The organism is Fibrobacter sp. (genome assembly GCA_012523595.1).
Taxonomy (GTDB): Bacteria; Fibrobacterota; Chitinivibrionia; order Chitinivibrionales; family Chitinispirillaceae; genus JAAYIG01.
In genome coordinates this window covers 1-20,701 of the sequence record JAAYIG010000048.1, presented here as the reverse complement: position 1 = coordinate 20,701, position 20,701 = coordinate 1, and the positions used below count along the sequence as shown (strand labels likewise).

Below are 20,701 nucleotides of genomic sequence, written 5' to 3'. Positions count from 1 at the left end.
GAGTTGCGAATGCACTCTGCAAAGAAAAACCTGAAAAGATGAACTACATGAGGGTATTTGCAAGAGCCTTTGCACATAATCCGATCCTGCTTTTCAAAGCCTTCAAGCTTTTCGGGTAAGCGCTTTTTACACTTTTAAAAAATCCCGGTACAATCTCTCCTTTCTCCAGGAGTATCTCCGGGATTTTTTTTCTGCTTTTTGTGTCCTGAACGATATTAGACCGGTGTTCTGACATAGGAACCGGAGTCTAAAACTTTGCATGATACAGTGCGGACACACTTTTCAATAGCAATGCTGATTTTGACTCCGTCCGTTCCAGTTAAGGATTTGTGTATAGATAATCACATACAGAGATTAACCAGACTGTTCGAATTGAATCTATATTAATAGTTAAATGTGAATTGATCAAACCGAATTGTTGCTCCGTTTGAGAAGGGATACCCGGCAGGAGAGAACTGGAATAAAAATTCATCATTATATGCCGCGAAAACTCTTTATCTGTTCAGTCGCAGTATTCATTATAAACCTCTGCCCTCATTTCTCGAGTGCTGATTCCTTTATTGGAATAAATCCTTTTTTTGTAGATGTATCTGATAGTACAGCATATACAGATCTGCACAAAGCCTTATTTAAGCGATTACAGTACGAACTGCTCCCCCATGGTATAAAACCCGCTCTCATGGATGAGTTAAAAGGACAGGAGTGCGTAGCGATTGTGGGGGGAAGAATCGAAGAGATATCAGGGACTCCTGTGATCAATTTTCATCTATCCAGCACTATGGACTCAGAAGATGAAATCAAGCGCATTCCTTTGACAAACCACTCTATCGATGAAGTGCTGGACCTCCTTGCTTTGAAAACCCGTTATTTTCTTGAACAGAATATTTCCGGAAAGGTACGGATTAGCTCTGTGCCCCTGGAATGTGACATACTTCTTAATGGTATTAAAATTGGAAGGACTCCTGCGGAACTGGTTCTGGAGAAAGGTGTTTATAATGTGCGTCTGGAGAGAGAACACCTTTATACTTTCACAGATACCCTTATTGTTGCAGCCGGTAAAGAGACTTCTCTTCAGGCAGAGATGAGTTATAAAGGCTATAGAGTAAGACCCTGGGTAATCAGTTCATCTTTACTTACACTCTGCACTGCTGCTTCATGGATAATCGAGCATAATCTTCATCTTGACTATAAACGTCTTCCCAGAGGAACACCGCAGGAGAAATTCAACAGTAGCTATAACCAGTACAGAAACGCAAATTATCTTAGAATCAGCCTGCTCAATTCTGCGATTCTGGGCTGGACTGTATCAGGATTCCAGATTACAAGAAATAAAGCTTTGAAAAAGAGAATTTTTGGCAGGCAAGTCCACACTGTCAATACTGAGAAAAAGTGACCGGGAAAAGGAATTCGGGAGAGAAATGTTGATTATGGAAAGTGTACGGAATAAGTTCTTTACTTCTGTATTCCGTTTGCTTTGGTAAAATAAACTGAACAGAGTTGAATATTTTGAACATTCAATCATCTGAGAGCAAACAAATATCAGTGGAACGTGACAGGCAGCTTGTAGAACAGGCGCTGGGGGGTGACCAGCATTCTTTTTCACAACTGTTCTTCAATCACAAGGAAATGGTGCACAGGGTGATCTACCGTTTCCTGGGAGCCTGTGAGGAGGCTGATGATGCTGTTCAGCAGACCTTTGTGGAGCTTTTCAAGTCTTTATCCAACTATGAGGGGAAATCCAAGTTCACTACCTGGCTTTACCGAATTGCTATCAATGTTTCAATCCAGTTTCTACGAAAAAGGCATTCAGGAATCAAAGCTGACAGGCTTGATCCCGATTTTCTTCCCGACTCCGGAAACAATGAACTTGTGGAGAAAGAAGAACTTCGTAAACAGATCTCTATCGCTTTGAGTTCTATGGAGATACGCAAACGCGTTGTAGTGATTCTTCATGACATTGAAGGCAGAACGATGGAAGAAATTTCAGAAATAATCAAAGTACCCCTGGGAACTGTAAAAAGCAGGTTGTTTCACGGCAGGGATGAATTGCGGAAAAAACTGAAAAAGGTAATGAATCAGGTATGAAGTGTTCTGAGGCAATGAGACATTTGCATGCTTATGCCATGCGCTCCGGCGGGAATCCCGATGATCCTGTTTACAGGCATTTTCAGGAATGCTCATCCTGCGGTTCAGAACTGGCTCTTCAGAGGAAAATTCTCGATGCCATGAAAGACATGCCTTTTCCTGTGAAGTCTGATGCCCAATGGCAGGAATTAAACAGGGCTATACTGTCAAAGTTGCCACCAGCTTCGAAAACAGTCAGGTTCCCCACTTTGAGGCCAGCTATTAAATGGGCTGTTGCTGCTCTGTTTGTTCTTTCTGTGATCTCTTTCAATCTGATAATTTCTTCACACAGGCAATCCCAGCCATCTGTTAGCGCGATTGAAAGTGAGGTATTTCCGAGAATCTCTCATATTGAGGGTAATGTATTCTCTGAGGATACATTAATGAGCGGAAAGGAAATTACAGTTGAGAAACACTCCCCCATCTTGTCCGGACACATGTTTCGCACAGGAGAAAATTCTGTGCTCAACATGCAGCTCGATAAAACCAGTTCTCTTCAGTTGAGCGGCAATTCCAGGCTTGAGATAGTGCAATGTGTAGAAAATTCTCAGATATTTAAGCTTGAGAACGGAAAAGTAAAAGCGGAAGTCGGTAAGAGAGAGGCTGGGAGAGTATTCAGAGTGGAGACGCCCAATGCTGCCTGCGAGGTTGTTGGTACCCGGTTCTGTGTAAGTGTCGAGAGATCCGGCGGGTCAGAAGCTATAAAAACGGTTCTCTCTGTTGAGGAAGGATTGGTCAGATTTAAAACCAGATCGGGCAAAGAGATGTTTGTTGAGGCTGGAAAATCCGCAGAAGTTATCGGTGAGCAATTTTCAGCACCTGAAAAGAAATGTGATACCCGGCAAATTAACAGAAAAAAGGACTCTTCTGAAAAAATTGATAAAGATAGTGCGGCAGAAGATCCAAGGCTTGCATCTGCTTTACGCCTGATTGAATCGGGAGAATTCGGACAGGCTCTCGATGAACTGCAGAGGATACTCTCCGATACATCGGTTCCATCAAAGGTAAGAGCCATTGCTCTGAAAAAAGCTGCGCTTTGCTTCAAGATCACCGGTAAGCCTGAGCGGTCTCTGGAGGTCCTCCGTACGATTGCCGAGGGGCCCTTCAGCAGGCATGAGAAGGAATCGGCACTGTTTGAATCTGCCAATCTGCTAAGCACATCATTCAGGAAATATGATGAAGCCATCAAAGGATTCAGGGCTTACATCAAAAGATATCCTGATGGTATATGGATTGAGGAGGCTTCATTTGCATTAGCCGAACTCCTTCATCTGCAGAAAGATTTTGAAAATGCTGCAGATGTCTACAAAAAACTGATATCCGATTATCCGGGCAGTTCACGTGTAAAGGATGCGCTTTACTCACTTGCAAGGATCTATTCACGTGACATGAAAGATTGTGACAGGGCTCTGGGGTATTTCGGAAGAATCGAGAAAGATTTCCCGGAGAGTGATATCATCGAGGATGCTCTTTTCTGGAAAGGTGATTGTCTGTTCAATCAGGGGCGTGCAAGTCAGGCTATTGCTCAGTACAACCGCTATCTTGAAAAGTATCCGGATGGGAAATGGGCCGCAGAGGCGAAAGCCCGGGTTTCCGTGTCTGAGGTCTCAGGAGTTCAATGATGCGTACCTGCAGGCTGTTTTTGATCCTCCTTCCAGTCTGGTTTCTCTTCTGTGCCCAGCGGGATAACCGGTTTGACCCCCGGAGTCCTCTGTATGTCAGTATCCCGCCGGAGATTCATCTCTCCCTCTTCTGTGATTCATCCAGAATAATCTCTGCTTCCAATGACAAAATAGATGCCCGCTCTCCTTTCAGGCTTAATCTGGCAGTCTCATCGACCAGTGCAGAAAGCAAAGAAGATGATATCCCTGTCAGTTTCAGTCACTATCTTGATAATAATCTGGTGGAGCAGCGGTCGAATATCTCTGAACTGGCAATCGTGCTTATTGACAGCGGAGAACATGTGCTGAAATTCGGCGCTGCAGATCAGTATGGGGAATCATCATCAAAAACTTTATCAGTGAAAATTTTACCGTCTGTTCCACCGAGGATAAAATCGTTTACCTCAAACATAAACACGGTTAACACAGAGAGTCCTGCTGAGATTATCTTCACTGCCGAAGTTACAGACAGTCACGCAGTCATTGAAAAGCTTCTTTACAGTTTTTCACCGGTGAAAGTTGTCCAGCATGACATTTCGGGCAATCCCGGTAAAATCATACGTGATACACTTGTTTACCAGTTCTCCGGACATATGCAGGATACACAGAGTGTCACTCTTTATGCTGTTGATATTCTGGGTAGAAAAGATTCCTCATCGATTGATCTCGTTTTTAACCAGGCTTTTAATTTCTGCAAAAGTAAACCTCCTGTAATTTATCATGTCTGGGCTTCCGCCTGCACTGCAAAGGTTGCAGAGTTAGTTGACTTTGGAATCAATGCTGATGATCCGGATGGGAAAGTTACCGGATATTACTGGTGGTTTGGAGACTATTACTTTGCAGGTATCAAAGAACCCTCACACAGGTTCATGAATCCGGGGTCATATAATGTCAAAGTAAAAATCAGTGATGATTCAGGGTGTTTTGCTTACGACAGTATCCAACTGACAATAATTTCTGAGAAGAATTCCCCTCCTGAAATCAAATCCCTTGAAATACATCCGGATTCAGGAGCAGCTCCGCTGAGTGTGTTCTTTTATGCAATAGCTGTGGATTCTGACGGGACGATTGATAAGTATATATGGAAATTCGGGGATGATGGTTTTGACACCTGGACTGTGCAGCCTCAGTGCTATTACACCTATAAAAAACCGGGTATCTACGAAGCAATGCTGATTGTGCGTGATAACCGTTATGCTTTTGATACAATTACAGCCAGAGTGGTTGTAAGCGGCAATTTCTCCCAGGGACCTGAACTTCTGGCTTTTCCCAACCCCGCTTATGAGGGCCAGGAGGTTCATTTCTGGTTTAATTCCGGCAATCTCAATTTTGATTCCAAAGACATTAGATATTATTGGAATATAGCAGGAAAAACTATCGAGACTCCCCACCCGGATTTGCGATATACTTTTCACTCTTCGGGAAATTACACGGTAAAACTCAGCCTCAAAGGTGGTATAGAGCAGGAATTTGAGATGATGATAATGGTACTTAAAGAGTAGGCTTTTTAGATACTTCTCTTTCGTTTTTCTTAGTAGTACTCCTGATAATTTTCCTGTTCTATCCTTCAACCCTCTATCCTCACTTTAATGCCTCTGAAATCAGGTTAATTGTGTCACAAATGACCTTCGAGGTAAAATCATGACTTATGATGTTTCAGGAGTTTTTTGAACCTTTTCAGTATGCCCCTCCAACTAATTAGGAGGTATTATCTATTATAACTAACACCCTTACTTCTGTTCAGGGTTTCTCTCCCCGGAACAGGTACAGGAAAGGGTGAGTATGATTTACTCACCCTTCCTTTTTTTAGCTATCCTCCACTGTCCGCTTTTAATCCACCCCTATTGTTACATATTATTAGCCTTAAGGTGTTGCGATTGTATCAGGCATTCGTTATATACACTTGTGGTCTCTGTAATCTTTGGCACGGATTTCGAGACCAGGTTTTTTAGAGTATCCATGCCCTCTAAAAAGGAGAAGTAATGCGGAACAGGACCGCTATTGTAACCGGTGGAGCGCAGGGAATTGGGAGAGCAATCTCAAGAGTCCTGCTCGAAAACGATTATAATGTAGCGATTGCCGAAATCGATTCCGATGCCGGCCGGGAGGCAGAAGAGGAATTAAGAGATTTTGGCCCGGTGAAATTTATCCAGACTGATGTAAGCAGTGAGCCGGCAGTCATCTATCTCATTGAAGAGACAGTGAACTGGTCAGGTGACATAAGCGTACTTGTAAATAATGCCGGGGTTTTTCTACAGAAAAAGCTGATTGATCTTTCCTCTCAGGATTGGGACTATATCATAGGAGTCAATTTAAAGGGCCCTTTCCTCTGTTCCAAGTACGCATCCCCGCATCTCTCTTTAAACCACGGTTCGATAATAAATATCTCCTCTACCAGGGCGATGATGTCGGAGCCGGATACAGAGGCATACTCTGCGAGCAAAGGAGGGCTTGTTTCCCTGACACACGCTTTGGCTTTAAGCCTTGCACCCGATGTGCGGGTGAACTGTATCTCACCTGGATGGATTGAAACGCGGGATTGGAAAAAGTGGTCAAACCGCATGCTTCCCTTGCATACAGAACAGGAAAAGGCTCAGCATCCTGTGGGAAGAGTCGGAAATCCCCTGGATATTGCAAATATGGTCAATTTCCTGGTCGATCCCGATAATTCTTTTATTACAGGTCAGAATTTTGTAGTCGATGGCGGGATGACAAAAAAGATGATTTACATATAAGGGAAAACTCGTTTTTTGAATTATTCACTTCTCCCCCGGAAACCCAGTATTTACATACAGAGGTGTCAATATAATCTATCTTGACATATCACTTTGTATCATACCAGATAACAATAACTTAATCCCTGGTTACATCTTTTGGCTATCCAGCTTTTCTTTTCATCAATTTGTCACCTGAAAATTCATTTATTCTTATGTATACCTTACTATTTTTTATGAATTTACAAATATGTGAAATACCAGTTCCTGCACATCACAGCCGAGGCTGACATCGGACTCTGATAAAAAATATTTCCGATGGGTTTGTCCAAATCAGCGGCATCCCGGAAACGCAACACTCTCACACCTTGTTGCTGCAAGTAACGGACTCTATTTCGCCGGATTATGGAATCAACGCTGGTATTGCTCACAGCCTTTTTGTAATCTAAATTTAACTACGGTAGTCTCAAAACAATATCGTGTTAACCTTGAATCCGGAATGCAGGTCAGAAATGATAAGCAGGTTCAACTCTCGAAAGGCTTTTTCTTGTATCTCTTCGATAAATTTTTGTTTATTGTTGTTTTTTCCGCTCATCGTAGACGCTCAGACTTCTACAGAGGATCTTCTGGGAAGTGCAGAACTTTTTACCAAAGAGGGTGTAGTTTACGGGCGCTATGAAGTACGTATGAGGATGGTGGGTGCAGATGGAGTAATAAGCTCATTTTTCCTCTGGAAACAGGAATCCGGTGCTGATGATGGAATATGGAATGAAATTGACATCGAGGTGCTTGGATGCACCCGTAATGGTTTTCAGAGCGCAATTCATTATGGGAAAGGCGGATGGTCCAATATGGAACATCGTGAAGCTTTTCATCATTTTAACAGAGATCTTACCTCAGGATACAACACCTATGCCATAGAATGGACACCAGATTATATCTTGTGGAAACTCAATGACAGTTTGGTAAGAAAAGACACCAGCGATATAGTCAAGAACTTCCGTAATGTTCCGATGCAGTTACGTTTTAATATCTGGCCTTCTCTTAATCCCTCCTGGGCCGGACAGTTTAACCCCGAATCACTGCCGAAACACATGTATATAAACTGGATAAAATATTATAAGTATACGCCAGGCAAAGGTTTTGACCCATCTCCTGTATGGGTGGACAATTTTGACTCTGATACGCTTAACCCTCGATGGAGTACAGGATTCTGGGAGAGCCCGGACAAAGCCAGCACACATATAGATAAAAATGTCAATGTCAGAAACGGTGCTGCGGTTCTTACTCTGTCAAAGTATTCATCCCCCGGGTATAACGGGATTATCCCTCAGGACAGCCAGGGAGGGACTACGTTTCCTAAAGGGTTTAGAAGATGAGAATGCTTACAGAATAACCCTGAAAGGTTATCTGGTCAATCCCGGTTGGAAGGAAGCTTTACCACAACGGAACTGACTGTTTCATTAATACTCCTGTAAATCCGCCCATTCAGCGAAAAAACTGCTCCATTTTTTAATGGAGATTTTTTGCAGAGATGCAGTATTTCAGTCCCGGTTTTCTGTAAAGCAATGCCTGCAGTTTTCATTTTCAGAGGATTCTGTACAGGAGAACCCCATAAACTGAACATTTCTCCATTGAATGACAGAAGTTTCGTTTTTAAAACGCAGTTCCCTGTAGATCTGAGAGAATCGTAAACCAGTCCGATATTCTGAGCAAATCTCTTTGCCCCCGCATCCAGCAGGTAAAGAGAATCATTTCCGGTCCATACTCTCTTCAAGTCCGCAGAGTTTACCGAATGTGTTCTGTAAAGTGGATTAATTGCTGCAACAGGTTCCTCATCACGGGACAGGATCTCATCATAAAACGCATCATTCACTACAACGATAATATTTAGCCTCAAGTAAACAGAAATGTTAAACCGGTTTCCGATTGATTCGGTTCTGCTCTCTCCCTCCCTTGAGACAGTTGTCCTTATACCGCTTTCATAGATATGAAAAATGTACGAAGTATCCGTATTTATCATTTCGTAATCATCAAGAGTAACAACCACATTGAGTGATTCGCTTATCATCAGGCCGCTGAAATCGTATCCCAGCGGCACCCTCTGATAAAGATAAACCCACTCGTTTCCCAGTTTGTCCGGACAGAAATCACTTATCATCTGCTGAGCATGAATTGGGAGAAAGCAACAGAAAAGCAAGGTAAAAAATACTCGCATTGATGCTCCTTTTGTTATTAATGAGCAATATACCTTTTTTTGTCTGGAAAAAAAGAGAATTATGAAAATGATATTTTCTTCTCTGAACTGATCCCTGGCTTTAAGACGGTTTAAAAGAGGTCACATCCTTAGGCAACCGGACACTTCACTTACCGGAACTCATTGATTTACCCTGGGTTAAGCATTGAATCTTAATGCCTATACTTACCATTAAAAGCAAAAAAGTAGTCCGTCCCCTTTTTTTACTTTTTACCCCGTTCTTTCCACAACTCTTCCGCTTATCCTTACCGCAGCCTTATCATTTAAACTATTTGGATAGAGCAGATGACTCAGCATCAATTGCACTTCCCCATATGTATTGAATTCATATGAACTGATGTTCCTCTCGAAACTCATAAAGGAATTGTCAAATCCAATCAGGACAGGACGTTTTGCAAGCGACATAGAGGTATAATTCCAGTAATCAGTTATTAAGACCGCAATATGATCATTTGCACACACCCAGGCTGTAATAGAGCTGTTCTCCAGAGCCTTTTTCATCAGTTTTTCGCATTCAGTAAAGATTAGACTGTCACGCAAAAGCATATCGTGCTCAGATCTGACCGAAGAGATCCGGCTTTGCAGGAAAGGATGCAGTTTTTGGGTTATATCCGGGGTCGAGCAGTTTTTTTCAAATGAGGATTCCTCCAGCACTTTCAGAATAAAATAGTAATCATTTAAAAACTGAGTGCATACAAAAGGGAATATTCTGATATCAGTACCACTTAATGCTGCTTTCTTCAGTCCGCTCAGCCTGTTCTGTGACCAGGGGCTTTGATGAAACGGCGAGATGTAGGCGATATTTTTATGTCCTTTTCCAATCAGATACCTGCCGACCTCATAACCTGGGAGAGTTGAGTAGCTGGAGTCAAAAAAAGTCAGTTTCTTCCGGTTAGAACTATAGCGGTCGATCATCTTTAAAATCCTGTGGTCTTCAACCCATGCAGAAATTGGGATATTGAACTGAAGTAATCTTCGTAAACATTCTGCTGAATCTTTCATATGGTATGATGAGAGGATAATACCGGAGATATCTTTACTCTTCAGGAACGTTTCTATCGGGGAATCATCAGGTGTATAAAAATGCAGTTCCTCCTGAGAATCATTGCAGCATATCGTTTCAAGAGCTACATTGTGGTTCATTGCTGCAGTGGAAAGTAAACGGTAAAAATTGCGTTCACGCTCGGTTTCAATTCTGATGGAGTTCCGGCCCGGCCCGGAAGCAACTATGGCAACTTTGAGACCTGATTTAATCCGGCTGGGAAAAAAGTGATACCGGACACCACTGCGCTTGATGACTTTTTCAATGCATAAGAGCTCAAGTGCTTTTTTAATTGACGGATAACTTGCGTTATAACGTGCTGACAACTGTTTGATTGTGGGCAGAGATTGATGGGTAGGATATTTTCCTTCACTGATGTCATTTTTCAACTCCAGTACTATTCTTTTTACCCTGTCTGCCTGCTGATTATTTGTCAGTTCCGGGCCCGATATTTTTCTTCCAGTGATAAAGTGACCACTTCCCCATCGGCTCTCCAACACCCCCTCATTCTTTAAAACCGTGATCGCCCTGATAACGGTCACAGGCGATACAGAGCACAGCCTGGCGAGATTTCTCACTGAGGGCAGCCGTTCATCAGTACTTTTTTCAATAATGCTGCGGATTTTCCGGACAGTTTCTGTTAATACAGGGGTGCTTCGTGAATTCATATGACCTTAAATATAACAGTATAACAATTTAATTAATAAATCTATTTTTCTTTATTCCTTGCCCCCCTCAGAACCGCTATATTTAAAGCACCTGCCTGTTTCAGTGTATGAAAAAAATCTAAAGGGCTGGTAATTATGGCTGAAATCACAATCAAAGGAGTATGGATGTTTGCAGCACTGAATTATAAAGCGATAAGAGCGGAGAATGATTTTCTTCTGGCACGTCAACGTAAACCAAAGTTTCTTTCGCTAAAACTCTCTTCTGTTTTGCTTCTTCTATGCCTTATAGTGCTGCTTGCAGGTCAGCTATCATCTTCAGAGGCAGTACTTAATGATACCCGCATTCTAATCGGTGCTACTGCTGAGGTTGGCAGTGCAGAAAAAGAAGGATTGTTTAACTGGAAAGAAGCCAACTCAGTTCAAAATACAATTAAGAGTGAATTTGGTCTGGTTCAGACAACGGCTTATCCGGCCTGGGGAGCATGGACCGGAACAGCTCAGAATCCCAAAGTTTACAATTTGAGTGATATGAACAGAGTCATAAACTGGGCAAAAGAAAATGGTAAGAAAACCTGCATTCATCTTCTCTGTGGTTCCGGGACATATTTCCCCGATTGGTTTAATTCATGTTCATGGACAAACGAGCAGCTTGAGGATCTTTTAAACAGTTGGATCACCGAAGCGATCACTACAAATAATAATGCCTCGAAAGTGGATTACTGGAATGTGGTTAACGAGGCGTTTACCTGGGATGGAAAGTACTGGTCGAGTGAGTCTGAATGCCGCTGGCAGCAGCTTGGATGGGAACCGGATCAATCGGGACTCACAGGGAGTGCAAAAGTATACGATAAACATCCGGTGTATATCCGCAAGGCCTTCCAGACGGCACGATCGAAAACTTCGGCAAAACTTGAATTACGTGACTACTATATCGAATTCTGGGACAATTCTGTTAAGGCACGGGCATTTTATCAACTAGTCAAACACCTGAAAAATACCGGAGTTCCGATCGATGCAGTAGGATTTCAGGGACATTTCCGGCTTGATCGCAGTTATGACTGGTCAAAACTGACTGCTGCAGTAGCGGAATATAAAAAACTTGGTCTGGAAGTCTATATCACAGAGGTCGATTACGGTGATACTGACCAGATTGCGCCAGCAAAGCAACCGCAGTGGTCAGCCCAGATGGACACTACTCAAAAGAGAGAGTATTATAACTTCGCAAAGGCTGCAGTCACTGGAGGAGCAGACTGGATCTGTCTCTGGGGTGTAGCTGATAACACTAATGCATACTGGAGAATGGGACAAAATGCACTGCTGTTTAATGAACAGTATCAACCCAAGCCAGCATACCATGGGTTTTATCAGGGAATTAAAGACGGTTTAGCGATAGTAAAAGCAGATAATTTCAAACCAGCAGTGCGTTCATCTGAGCACATTGCTCCAAAGATTGTCGGTACAAAGGTATACATCGATGATATTATGTTCAGTCACTGCAATCTCTTTGATATCTCGGGAAAGCGTATTAAAACAGCCGATTCACAGAGAAACTGGATTGATGTTGGGCATATCTCCAGTGGTGTATATTTTCTGGAAATCTTTACAAAAACATCAGGAAGGAAAATATTCACTATAAGCAGATAAGTCTTTATCGTCCTTTATGTTATGGCAGGTGAAGACCTCTGCAGAGGAAATGCCACTTGCGATTCAACCGTTAGTACATATAGTACTACGAATTGCTGATACTATCCTTACCATCGTTTTTCAATAATTGTTTGTAAAGAGAAGAAATCTATTCTGTGGATAGACCGGTAAACAGAGCAATCTTTTCAGCAGATTCACCATTTTTTAACATATTGAATGCGACTCTTTTAAACCCCTCTTCTAAGCCCTCTTTTCGTCCCTCCATTTTTCCTTCTTCTTTTCCTTCCTTTCGACCTTCCTGTATTCCTTCAATTCTGCCTTCCTGTTTGAAATATTCTTTAATCGAAGACATCTTGTTCTCTCCGGTAATTATTGCTGTTTTAATCTTCTCCTGGACCTTGACTTTTAAATCCGCAGGTGCTTCAGAATCAATATAAAGCGCTAGCTCATCAACATACTCAGCGACATCCTTCTCATCTATCATCTCTCTTAAGATTAACGAGAATCAGGTCAATCTTCTTATTGATTAACCTGGTTTTTACATATTTAAGCGCCATCAGTGTCAGACGAAGCTGAGGCGATCCATGAATTTCCTCATCAGGGGTATGATAAAAATCAAAAAGCAGGTATTGAAATCGCGAAAAATTTGTATGCAAAACCGGGTTTGGATGGTCAATATCCAGAGACAAAGAGATATCCATTTTCTTCTGCCATGATAAATCAGTACTGGTATAGGACCTTCATGCTTTTCACCTTCAGGGATATCGTTTTCTATGGAGTTTAAATAGTGCTTTATTTGAACCAGAGTTTTCTTATCCGGTGTACTCTTGTGTTCAAAAAGAAGATAGATAAACCGTGCGTTTGTTTTGTCGAAAAGTCTGTAAACAATATCTGAGCGGAATTCGTTCAGGAATCCATCGACGGTATCGTTTTTTATCGCACTTGAAAGATTATAATCAATCTCGATGTTTGGGAATAAGCACGAATTAATGAAACTGGAAACTACCGCGGTTTTACTGAACATTACTTTGAGAAAACGATCATGCGGAGATTGCAGCCGTTTTCTTTTCATGAAAGGCAATATACATAAGGGAAAATAAGATTATTTAGTCCTTAAAGAATCTTCATTTTATTAAGAACGCATTCGATTCCGATGCCGATACCGATTCCGATCCCAATCGTAGGACAAAAAGTAGAATGCTTCTTCCTTTTCCCGCTTCAGGAGGACTGAAAAACGTCTCTGGATTGACTCCGTTTCTCCAAAATATTATTTAAACTCTTTAAACTCACCAAACCGGAATTCACAAACAAATCCCATCGGAAAAAAGGAGCAGGTAACTACCCCATGGATATGAATCTTTCACCAGTTGAGGCCCGTATTCTTGGCTCCCTTATCGAAAAAGAGATTACCACCCCTGAATACTACCCGTTAAGCCTGAATGCCCTGCTTTCTGCATGCAATCAGAAATCAAGCAGAGATCCGGTGATGAACCTTGAGGAGAGGGATATACTGGAAGCAATTGATACCATGAAAAGCAAGAGACTTGTCTGGCAGTTGAAATCATCTACAGGCAGGGTCCCTAAATATGAGCATAATATCAGAAGTCTATTCACATTTTCACCACAGGAGACTGCAATTATCGATGTGCTTCTCCTGAGAGGTCCTCAGACACCGGGTGAACTCCGTACCCGCACAGAAAGACTGTATAACTTCTCTTCATTAGAGGAGGTTGTCGAAACACTGAATGGCTTGATAAGTCGGGAAGATGGTCCCTTTGTGGTTGAACTCCCGCGGCTTAAGGGACAGAAAGACACAAGATACACTCACCTGTTCTCCGGCATGCCCGATCTTGAACAGTACGCGGAAGTAGAAAAGAGAACCCCGGAGCAGCATTTACAATCGGAAGACAGGATCTTTGAACTGGAAAATAACCTCTCTGAGCTTCGCCTGGAGTTTGAGGAGTTAAAGAATGCTTTTTATGATCTTAAACGGCAACTGGAGTGAGAAGCCAAACTCTAAGTCGTTCACTTATTATTCTGTTTCTGTTTTAATAAGTAAAGTTACAGGAAACATTACTCTCTCACTCCCCCGCCTTTACTGTTCCAATCTTCTCAACCTTGCCCCGAACATCCCGTCCATCCCGTGCTCATAAGGATTTATCCTGAGGTATCCGTTATCATCGATAAATTTATCCGGAATCACATCTGGATTTCTGTCAAGAACAAAATCGGGATGACTCCTGAGAAACGCTTCCACTTGAAGTTCATTCTCCTCAGGTTCAAGAGAGCATGTGGAGTAGACAAGGATTCCACCCGGAGCCACAACTGAAGCGGCAGAGTGGAGAAGCCTGCTCTGGGCTCCTGCAAGCTTTTCAATATCTTCAGGATTTTTTACCCAGCGGGCTTCAGGATGTCTATGCAGGACTCCGGTACCGCTGCAGGGTGCATCGAGCAATACCTTGTCAAAAGCACCCATAAACGGAAGATTCACTCCATCACAAACCAGTGGATAAACATTATTCAAATCCATCCGCCTCACCATCTCCACAACACTCATCAGGCGAGCCTTCCTCAGTTCACAGGCCACAACTGTTCCGGTATCTCCTGCCAGCTCTGAGATAAGCGCTGTTTTTCCTCCGGGAGCCGAGCACATATCCAGCAGATGCTCCCCTTTCTTTACATCAAGAAGCGCCACAACCCATCCCGATGATGGGGCCTGCACAACACACATCCCCTGCTGGATCATCCTTATGCTTTCAGGAAGCAGTGTCTTTTTCAGCTTATAGTAAAGGTTAAGATAACCGGCGGCAGGTTCCGAAATCGTACGTACATCAGATTCAAACTGCTGACGGGAGATATCCCTGAGTTTTCGTCTGAGAAAAATTTCCGGCCTTTCATTATTGAAACTCAGCAGTTTCTTGGTTTTCGAAAGCCCGACTTTCTTCAGCCATCGCTCGATCATCCATCGGGGATGAGAAAACTCCACTGAGAGTCGCTCAACAAGGTCCCTCTGAGGATCAGGCAATGTGATTGTTTTCTTGTTGTTAATCAGCGATCTCATCACCGCATTTACAATCCCCGAGAAATGCTCTGTGCGGGAATCGACTCTGGTGAGTTTCACAGTCTCATTTACCGCTGCATGATCGGGAACCTTCTGCATGTAGATTAGCTGGTAAATACCGATACGAAGTATCCGCTTTAAAGTATCATCCTTTATTTTCTCAGTTACATACTGATCCATCGCATGATCGAGAGTCATCCTGCGGCGAATTACCCCGTAAACCATCTCAAAAACAAACCGCCTGTCCCTGTGGTCAAGATGAACGTTGGCGAGTCCTTTATCTATTATCCGATCGAGATTCCCTGGATCTCTGTCGAAATCGGTGAGTATCCGTAATGCCAGTTGACGAGAATTGACCGTGCTCTTTTCGGTATATCGATGCCGTGGTTTGTTCACAGCAGAATATCTCCTTCTTTAAGGTTGGAACTTAAAAGAAAATCATGTACACTCATTATCTTCCGTCCTTCAGGTTTCACTGTCAGTATTCTTAGAATTCCATTCCCGCATTGCACATCGAAGAAATCCCGGTAAACAGACACAACACTGCCTGGTTTTGCACTGGCACTGTGCCTGTCTATTATTTTTGCCCATTCGATTCCAAGACGCTTACCGCCTAGCATCGCAAAAGTTCCGGGGAAAGGTTTAAACGCGCGAATTTTGTTGAAGATCTGATCACTTGATAGCTGCCACTGGATCAAAGCTTCTTCTTTTAAGAGCTTAGGGGCTTTTGATGCCAGCGAGTGGTCCTGCGGAACAGTCGTAACCTTTTTTCCCTCTCTGAGCATATCCAGTGACTCCATAAGCGCCTCGGCTCCAAGATGACTCAAACGGTTGTACAACTCCGGAGTTGTTTCCTCAGGGCCGATAGGAGTCTTCTTCTGAAGGATTATCTCCCCGGTGTCGACCCCCTCCTCGATTCTGAAGATTGTCACACCAGTTTCGGTCCGCCCCGCCTCGATTGCACGCTGGATTGGAGCCGGTCCCCGGAATTCAGGAAGCAGTGATGCATGGATGTTAACAGTGCCAAGCGGAGGAATGGAGAAGATGGACCTGGGTAGAATCCTGAAAGCCACCACAACGAAAATATCAGCTCTCAGGTCTGTTAAAATCCGGGGTAATTCAGGGGATTTAACGTTTTCGGGAGTAATAACAGGTTCAAGGCCCTTCTGCCTGGCAAAACAGGTAACAGGAGAATCTGCGAGTTTGAGACCTCTCCCTCTGGGCTTAGCCGGAGTGCTTACAATACCAACGATAGAATACTTCGTTAGAAGGCACTCTAGGGCGGGGATTCCAAAATCGGCTGAACCCATGAAAACGATACGCATAATTCACCTATAATCAAGAATTTTATTGTATTACACGGGCCAACAGGATCACCAAGAAAAATTTCTTAATCCGTGCAATCTGCACAATCCGTTTTAATCCGCGCTATAAAATAGCTATCGCCCTGATAAACAATCAGTGGTTTCTTCCAGATTTCTTCCTTGAACATTAAAAAACCCCTAAATATTTGATTTTCACTGGCCCAAGAGGTAATTTAGGTATAACAACCAACCCGGAAAACCACGTTCACCAGTAGTTAAGGAGATCTCTCTGATGGCTTCCATTTTCACGCCTATTGAAGAACTTGAGCTTTTCTGCCGTTTTTGTGAAAAAATCACTCCGGCTCAACTCGACAGAAGCATCGCTGAGAATGGGAGAACATTAGACAGAAATTCCACATTTGAATACTACTGCACCAAATGCAACAAAACCATGTGCTATTCAGGAAAAGATCTTGCCGAACAGAAGAAACCTGAAGATGAAACAGCAATCCCGACCTATTCCCCAACAGGTCATTTTTTAATTGGGGAGACAATCCAGCACAAGAAATTTAAAAAGGGTATTGTAGTAGGCAAAGATCACGGCGCTCCAAGCAAAATAATAGTCAATTTTGAGAAATCTGGCCTGAAAAAGCTCGTCCAGGATGTATAAAGAAATCCTGGCTCAGATCCTCTGCCACTGATTTCTGCCAAAGCATTGTAAAATGCGTTTTTTAAGTGGTGTACATTCAGTCTGTTAAAGTTTTACTTTAATCACATCAGGGTAAAATCGTGACTTAAGGAGTTAAAATCGCCAATTCACCTCCTTGATGAAATCATGACCAAACTACACCCAACCCCACAGGCAGTACCCAGGTATCAGTGAGGGAGCACCATGGCCTCAGGGTGATCACAGCATATTTGTACAGATGGGGAGACCAGCGGTCGCAGTTACTTCAAAGTGGTTCGTCGACAATATGGAAAGTCAGACTATCACCCATACTAAAAACGACAATCCTGAAATCGTGGATGTTTCAAAACTGGTTGAAATAGCTCAGGCACTCAACACTCTTATCAGAAAGGTTACCTGCGGGGTATAAAGCGAGGTTTTCTCTTTTTCCAGTCTTGAGGTTCAGATGGTTCGTATTCCGGGTAGCGCTCTATCAGTTCCTGAAACTCTTTTTTCGCCAGATTGATGTCAAGATCCCGACCCTTGACATGGTTCAGGTACCGATTCAGCCAGACCAGTGCTGAGTCAGGCTTCTGAAGGTAAAAACGGTAGAGAAATGCCATGCTTTTTAAAACCGCCGGATCTTCCGGTGCTATACCGTAAGCTTCCCTGAGTTCTGATTCTGCTTCCGTTAACCTGTCCATCTTCACAAGCAAGGATGCCATACCCAGGGTAATCTGTAGATTTTTCGGATCGAGGCTCAATGCCTCCTCAAACTGGTTTTCCGCTTCAGCGAACCAGCCCTTTTCCCTGTAAATGACTCCCAGAAAGTAGCGGGCCTCTGCTGATGAGGGATCTCTCCTGATCGCCTCCTTGAAATCATTGAGTGCATTCTCAATCTCCTCCCCCTTGAGCCAGTTATCCCAGTCAAGCCCGTACTCACTCCAGTTTTGAATGTCCTGCTTTTTCATGCTTGCTGCAAGCCAGATTTTACCCCTGAGAAGAAAATACCCGGGCCGATCAGAACCGATCCTTTCTGAAAGAGCAAAAGCTTCATTAATTTTGCCCCTCTTCAGGTATTTTTCCGCGTTTACTATTGATGGTGAATAGGTTCGGGAGATATGTCGGATTACAAGAAAGCCGAAAAATAATATACAAGCGAGAATAAACCCGATTATCAGGATAAGCAGAGAAGAAAGGCCTGATTGCCGTAGCTGGTCAGTTTTCTTCATCTGCTTTACTCTGTGCATGATCCCATGGTCCATTACCAAGAGCGAGATAAAACTCTCTATCCTGAATTTGATGAATCCGCCTGCTATGCAGAGACTTTCATCGCATCAAGAAATTCTTTCTCAGAATCAAACGTCTTGATAAGGCGGTTTATACCCACCATCTCCAGAACGCGTCTGACCTGATTATCTTCTGCAATTATATACACCGAGCCATTATTCTGCTGAACATCGCAAAGGCAGTGTATAAATATGCTTATTCCCGAACTGTCCAGATAAGTTGTACGTTCAAGGTTGAAAACGAAGTGATGATGTCCCTGTTCAATCATACCGGATATTGCATCATCAAGAGTTTTGTTGGAGACCACATCAATATTGCCGATAATGCGTATCATCTTGAAATGGCCCTTTTCTTCGATTTCATATTTCATGCTGTTTCTCCTCCGACCACAGACCTTGATTATTTGAATTAAATGATTTTTATACTTTTAATTATGGGAAAAGGTTTTTGGCCTTTATCTTCCTTTTAATAGATTACCATAATTTTAAATACAAAGAAAGGGTTTAATACTCATTTACCCTGCAGCTCATTATCGATTTCCCTTTCGAAGAAGAGATGAACACAGGCGAGTCCGTCCTCTATTAAAGTATCCTTTAAGTACCATCCCTGTCTGATCATCTCTGCTGCTACGGCTTCCACCTCATCGAAAACCTTTTTGGGATCCCGTTTAAAGCCTATCTTTACAATTCTTTCAGTACTCTCCAGCATCAGTATCAGCCATTATTACCAGTTTCTGTCGTCGTAAGCAGGTTTCACCTTTGGAATCTCCTCAAGTATCCTGGAGATAGCCTGATTCAGAAATTCAACATCATGGACATCACTGCCTGAACATATTCCGCTTACCGATTGACGCCATACCGGTTCTTTTGTCCTGCAATCCCAAAGTTCTGTTTCCAGTTCGAGCCGTTTACGTGATGCACCATCAAATGATTTTATGCTGATACCGCTCCTGAGCCTGTTTACAAGATAGTAATCGCATTCAATTGCGTTCCATACAGAGTCTGATGTCTGAAGGGCGATCATATCGCTTTTAGAAAGCTTATCATAAAATATTTTAAGAGATTCAAGCCCCAGCTTGCCGATAATCTTGTTTTCGACCCCTTCGACAGAAGTAAACTTCAGATCCCGCCTTAGTTTTTTGGCATTTATTAACTGTCTGTAAGGCTTTAAGGAACCGCTTGTGTCAATTCCATCAATTCCTAAAAAAGGGCACATCCCAATCGTTCTGTCACCCAGATCTCTGCCGGAAAAACTCTCCCGGCTGTACTGATTATTTGAAGTAAATCCACACCCCGGGGGGCTGCAGAATAATACCAATGCCGAAAGAGCCAGAATTACCAGAATGAAATGTCGCATCTAAGCAAAAACCCGGTCCTGAATATAACTACCTGATGAAAATACACGTTTGGAGTGGAGGTGTAAAGGGTCGAGGATACGAAGGAACGAGTGTATGAGGGTATGAAGGTATGAAGAAGATTTGCACTTTTTCCACTTACGTAAACTTTGGGAGTTGATACTGATTCTTTTTGATGGTATAATCTGAATTTGGGATATTTTCACAGATTTGGATATGCCGGCGATTAGAAAGACAAAACAAGAGATTATAGACGAGCTTGAACAAGTTCGTCTCGAACTTCAGGGCCTGGTTGACAAACTAGATAACGGTGAGTCGAAACATCAGGGTGACAATCTTGAGGGGGCAATTTTTCATAATGTCTCCGAGGGAATTATTGTTACTGACAGCCAATACAGGATTTTAAAAGTTAACCCCGGTTTCACCCACATAACAGGCTACACTCCCGAGGAAGCTATCGGCAAAAAGCCATCGATATTGAAATCTGACAAGCACGATCAGGATTTTTACAGAAATCTTTTTCTCCAGCTTGAACAGACCGGAAAATGGCAGGGCGAGATCTGGAACAGGCGTAAAAACGGGGAAATCTATCCACAGTGGCTAACAATTGTAGCACTCGGATCACTGAGTGCCAGGAACGGGTACCTGGGGATATTTACAGATATCACCCGTTATGTTAACAAAGATATCCAGATAAATAACCATGCCTATTATGACCCGCTGACAAGTCTCCCCAACCGCCATCTTCTGCATGACCGTCTCTCTTTTATGGTAAGCCACGCAAAACGCAACCAGACGCTCATGTCCGTTCTTCTTCTTGATATCAACAGATTCAAGATTATCAATGACACTCTGGGGTTTGGAGCCGGCGATGCTCTTCTTCAAACCATAAGCACCAGGATCAGGTCCTGCCTC

Annotated in this window: 21 protein-coding genes; 11 read left to right on the top strand and 10 right to left on the bottom strand. The window is 42.9% G+C overall.

All coding sequences use genetic code 11. From position 1 onward, the window contains the following. Positions 1–679: 679 nt before the first annotated feature. From GX089_02750 to GX089_02725, 6 genes are all read left to right on the top strand, one after another. On the top strand, positions 680–1,393 hold the full coding sequence (locus GX089_02750; GenBank protein ID NLP01387.1) for a PEGA domain-containing protein: 714 nt from the start codon (positions 680–682) through the stop codon (positions 1,391–1,393). A 149-nt stretch (positions 1,394–1,542) separates the two neighbouring features. Beyond that, positions 1,543–2,085, top strand: coding sequence for an RNA polymerase sigma factor (locus GX089_02745; protein NLP01386.1), 543 nt, complete (start codon positions 1,543–1,545; stop codon positions 2,083–2,085). A gap of 14 nt (positions 2,086–2,099) precedes the next feature. Next, a complete protein-coding gene (locus tag GX089_02740; protein ID NLP01385.1) occupies positions 2,100–3,746 on the top strand; it encodes a tetratricopeptide repeat protein in 1,647 nt (548 codons plus the stop codon). Beyond that, positions 3,743–5,287: a PKD domain-containing protein gene (locus GX089_02735; protein ID NLP01384.1), complete on the top strand. Its 1,545-nt coding sequence runs from the start codon at positions 3,743–3,745 to the stop codon at positions 5,285–5,287. Before GX089_02740 ends, GX089_02735 begins: the two co-directional genes overlap by 4 nt. Before the next feature lie 480 nt (positions 5,288–5,767). Further along, positions 5,768–6,520, top strand: coding sequence for an SDR family oxidoreductase (locus tag GX089_02730; protein NLP01383.1), 753 nt, complete (start codon positions 5,768–5,770; stop codon positions 6,518–6,520). Positions 6,521–7,011: 491 nt separating this feature from the next. After that, complete coding sequence (locus GX089_02725) at positions 7,012–7,878, top strand: glycoside hydrolase family 16 protein (GenBank protein NLP01382.1); 867 nt, start codon at positions 7,012–7,014, stop codon at positions 7,876–7,878. Between the two features lie 35 nt (positions 7,879–7,913). Here the strand turns inward: GX089_02725 and GX089_02720 are convergent, their stop codons facing one another. Both GX089_02720 and GX089_02715 read right to left on the bottom strand, forming a co-directional pair. Beyond that, the gene (locus GX089_02720; protein ID NLP01381.1) at positions 7,914–8,717 is read right to left on the bottom strand and encodes a hypothetical protein; all 804 of its coding nucleotides are present in this window, start codon (positions 8,715–8,717) and stop codon (positions 7,914–7,916) included. A gap of 249 nt (positions 8,718–8,966) precedes the next feature. Beyond that, the gene (locus GX089_02715; GenBank protein ID NLP01380.1) at positions 8,967–10,466 is read right to left on the bottom strand and encodes a GntR family transcriptional regulator; all 1,500 of its coding nucleotides are present in this window, start codon (positions 10,464–10,466) and stop codon (positions 8,967–8,969) included. A gap of 135 nt (positions 10,467–10,601) precedes the next feature. Here GX089_02715 and GX089_02710 point away from each other — a divergent pair, with 135 nt between their 5' ends. Beyond that, positions 10,602–12,110, top strand: coding sequence for a T9SS type A sorting domain-containing protein (locus tag GX089_02710; protein NLP01379.1), 1,509 nt, complete (start codon positions 10,602–10,604; stop codon positions 12,108–12,110). A 148-nt stretch (positions 12,111–12,258) separates the two neighbouring features. Here the strand turns inward: GX089_02710 and GX089_02705 are convergent, their stop codons facing one another. Beyond that, positions 12,259–12,594 carry a hypothetical protein gene (locus GX089_02705; GenBank protein ID NLP01378.1) on the bottom strand — a complete coding sequence of 112 codons (336 nt, stop codon included), beginning with the start codon at positions 12,592–12,594 and terminating at the stop codon, positions 12,259–12,261. Between the two features lie 78 nt (positions 12,595–12,672). Further along, the gene (locus tag GX089_02700) at positions 12,673–13,182 is read right to left on the bottom strand and encodes an Rpn family recombination-promoting nuclease/putative transposase (protein NLP01377.1); all 510 of its coding nucleotides are present in this window, start codon (positions 13,180–13,182) and stop codon (positions 12,673–12,675) included. Between the two features lie 273 nt (positions 13,183–13,455). Here GX089_02700 and GX089_02695 point away from each other — a divergent pair, with 273 nt between their 5' ends. Continuing rightward, a complete protein-coding gene (locus GX089_02695; protein NLP01376.1) occupies positions 13,456–14,115 on the top strand; it encodes a DUF480 domain-containing protein in 660 nt (219 codons plus the stop codon). Between the two features lie 90 nt (positions 14,116–14,205). Here GX089_02695 and rsmB read toward each other — a convergent pair whose 3' ends face one another. Together rsmB and GX089_02685 are read right to left on the bottom strand one after the other, a co-directional pair. Then, positions 14,206–15,567, bottom strand: coding sequence for a 16S rRNA (cytosine(967)-C(5))-methyltransferase RsmB (rsmB, locus tag GX089_02690; protein ID NLP01375.1), 1,362 nt, complete (start codon positions 15,565–15,567; stop codon positions 14,206–14,208). Further along, positions 15,564–16,496, bottom strand: coding sequence for a methionyl-tRNA formyltransferase (locus tag GX089_02685; GenBank protein NLP01374.1), 933 nt, complete (start codon positions 16,494–16,496; stop codon positions 15,564–15,566). Before GX089_02685 ends, rsmB begins: the two co-directional genes overlap by 4 nt. Before the next feature lie 271 nt (positions 16,497–16,767). Here GX089_02685 and GX089_02680 point away from each other — a divergent pair, with 271 nt between their 5' ends. Together GX089_02680 and GX089_02675 are read left to right on the top strand one after the other, a co-directional pair. After that, on the top strand, positions 16,768–17,145 hold the full coding sequence (locus tag GX089_02680) for a hypothetical protein (GenBank protein ID NLP01373.1): 378 nt from the start codon (positions 16,768–16,770) through the stop codon (positions 17,143–17,145). Positions 17,146–17,401: 256 nt separating this feature from the next. After that, positions 17,402–17,572, top strand: a complete 171-nt coding sequence (locus GX089_02675) for a hypothetical protein (GenBank protein ID NLP01372.1) — start codon at positions 17,402–17,404, stop codon at positions 17,570–17,572. Here the strand turns inward: GX089_02675 and GX089_02670 are convergent. The 4 genes from GX089_02670 to GX089_02655 form a co-directional block, all read right to left on the bottom strand. Beyond that, positions 17,556–18,374, bottom strand: a complete 819-nt coding sequence (locus GX089_02670) for a tetratricopeptide repeat protein (protein ID NLP01371.1) — start codon at positions 18,372–18,374, stop codon at positions 17,556–17,558. The two genes, GX089_02675 and GX089_02670, sit on opposite strands and share 17 nt — an antisense overlap. 83 nt (positions 18,375–18,457) lie before the next feature. Further along, on the bottom strand, positions 18,458–18,802 hold the full coding sequence (locus GX089_02665; protein ID NLP01370.1) for an STAS domain-containing protein: 345 nt from the start codon (positions 18,800–18,802) through the stop codon (positions 18,458–18,460). Positions 18,803–18,942: 140 nt separating this feature from the next. Next, positions 18,943–19,140: a hypothetical protein gene (locus GX089_02660; protein NLP01369.1), complete on the bottom strand. Its 198-nt coding sequence runs from the start codon at positions 19,138–19,140 to the stop codon at positions 18,943–18,945. A gap of 15 nt (positions 19,141–19,155) precedes the next feature. Further along, positions 19,156–19,788 (bottom strand): hypothetical protein, encoded by a 633-nt coding sequence (locus tag GX089_02655; protein NLP01368.1) that lies wholly within the window; start codon positions 19,786–19,788, stop codon positions 19,156–19,158. 214 nt (positions 19,789–20,002) lie between these two features. Here GX089_02655 and GX089_02650 point away from each other — a divergent pair. Next, positions 20,003–20,701 (top strand): diguanylate cyclase (locus tag GX089_02650; protein NLP01367.1); only part of this gene is annotated, 699 nt, incomplete at its 3' end.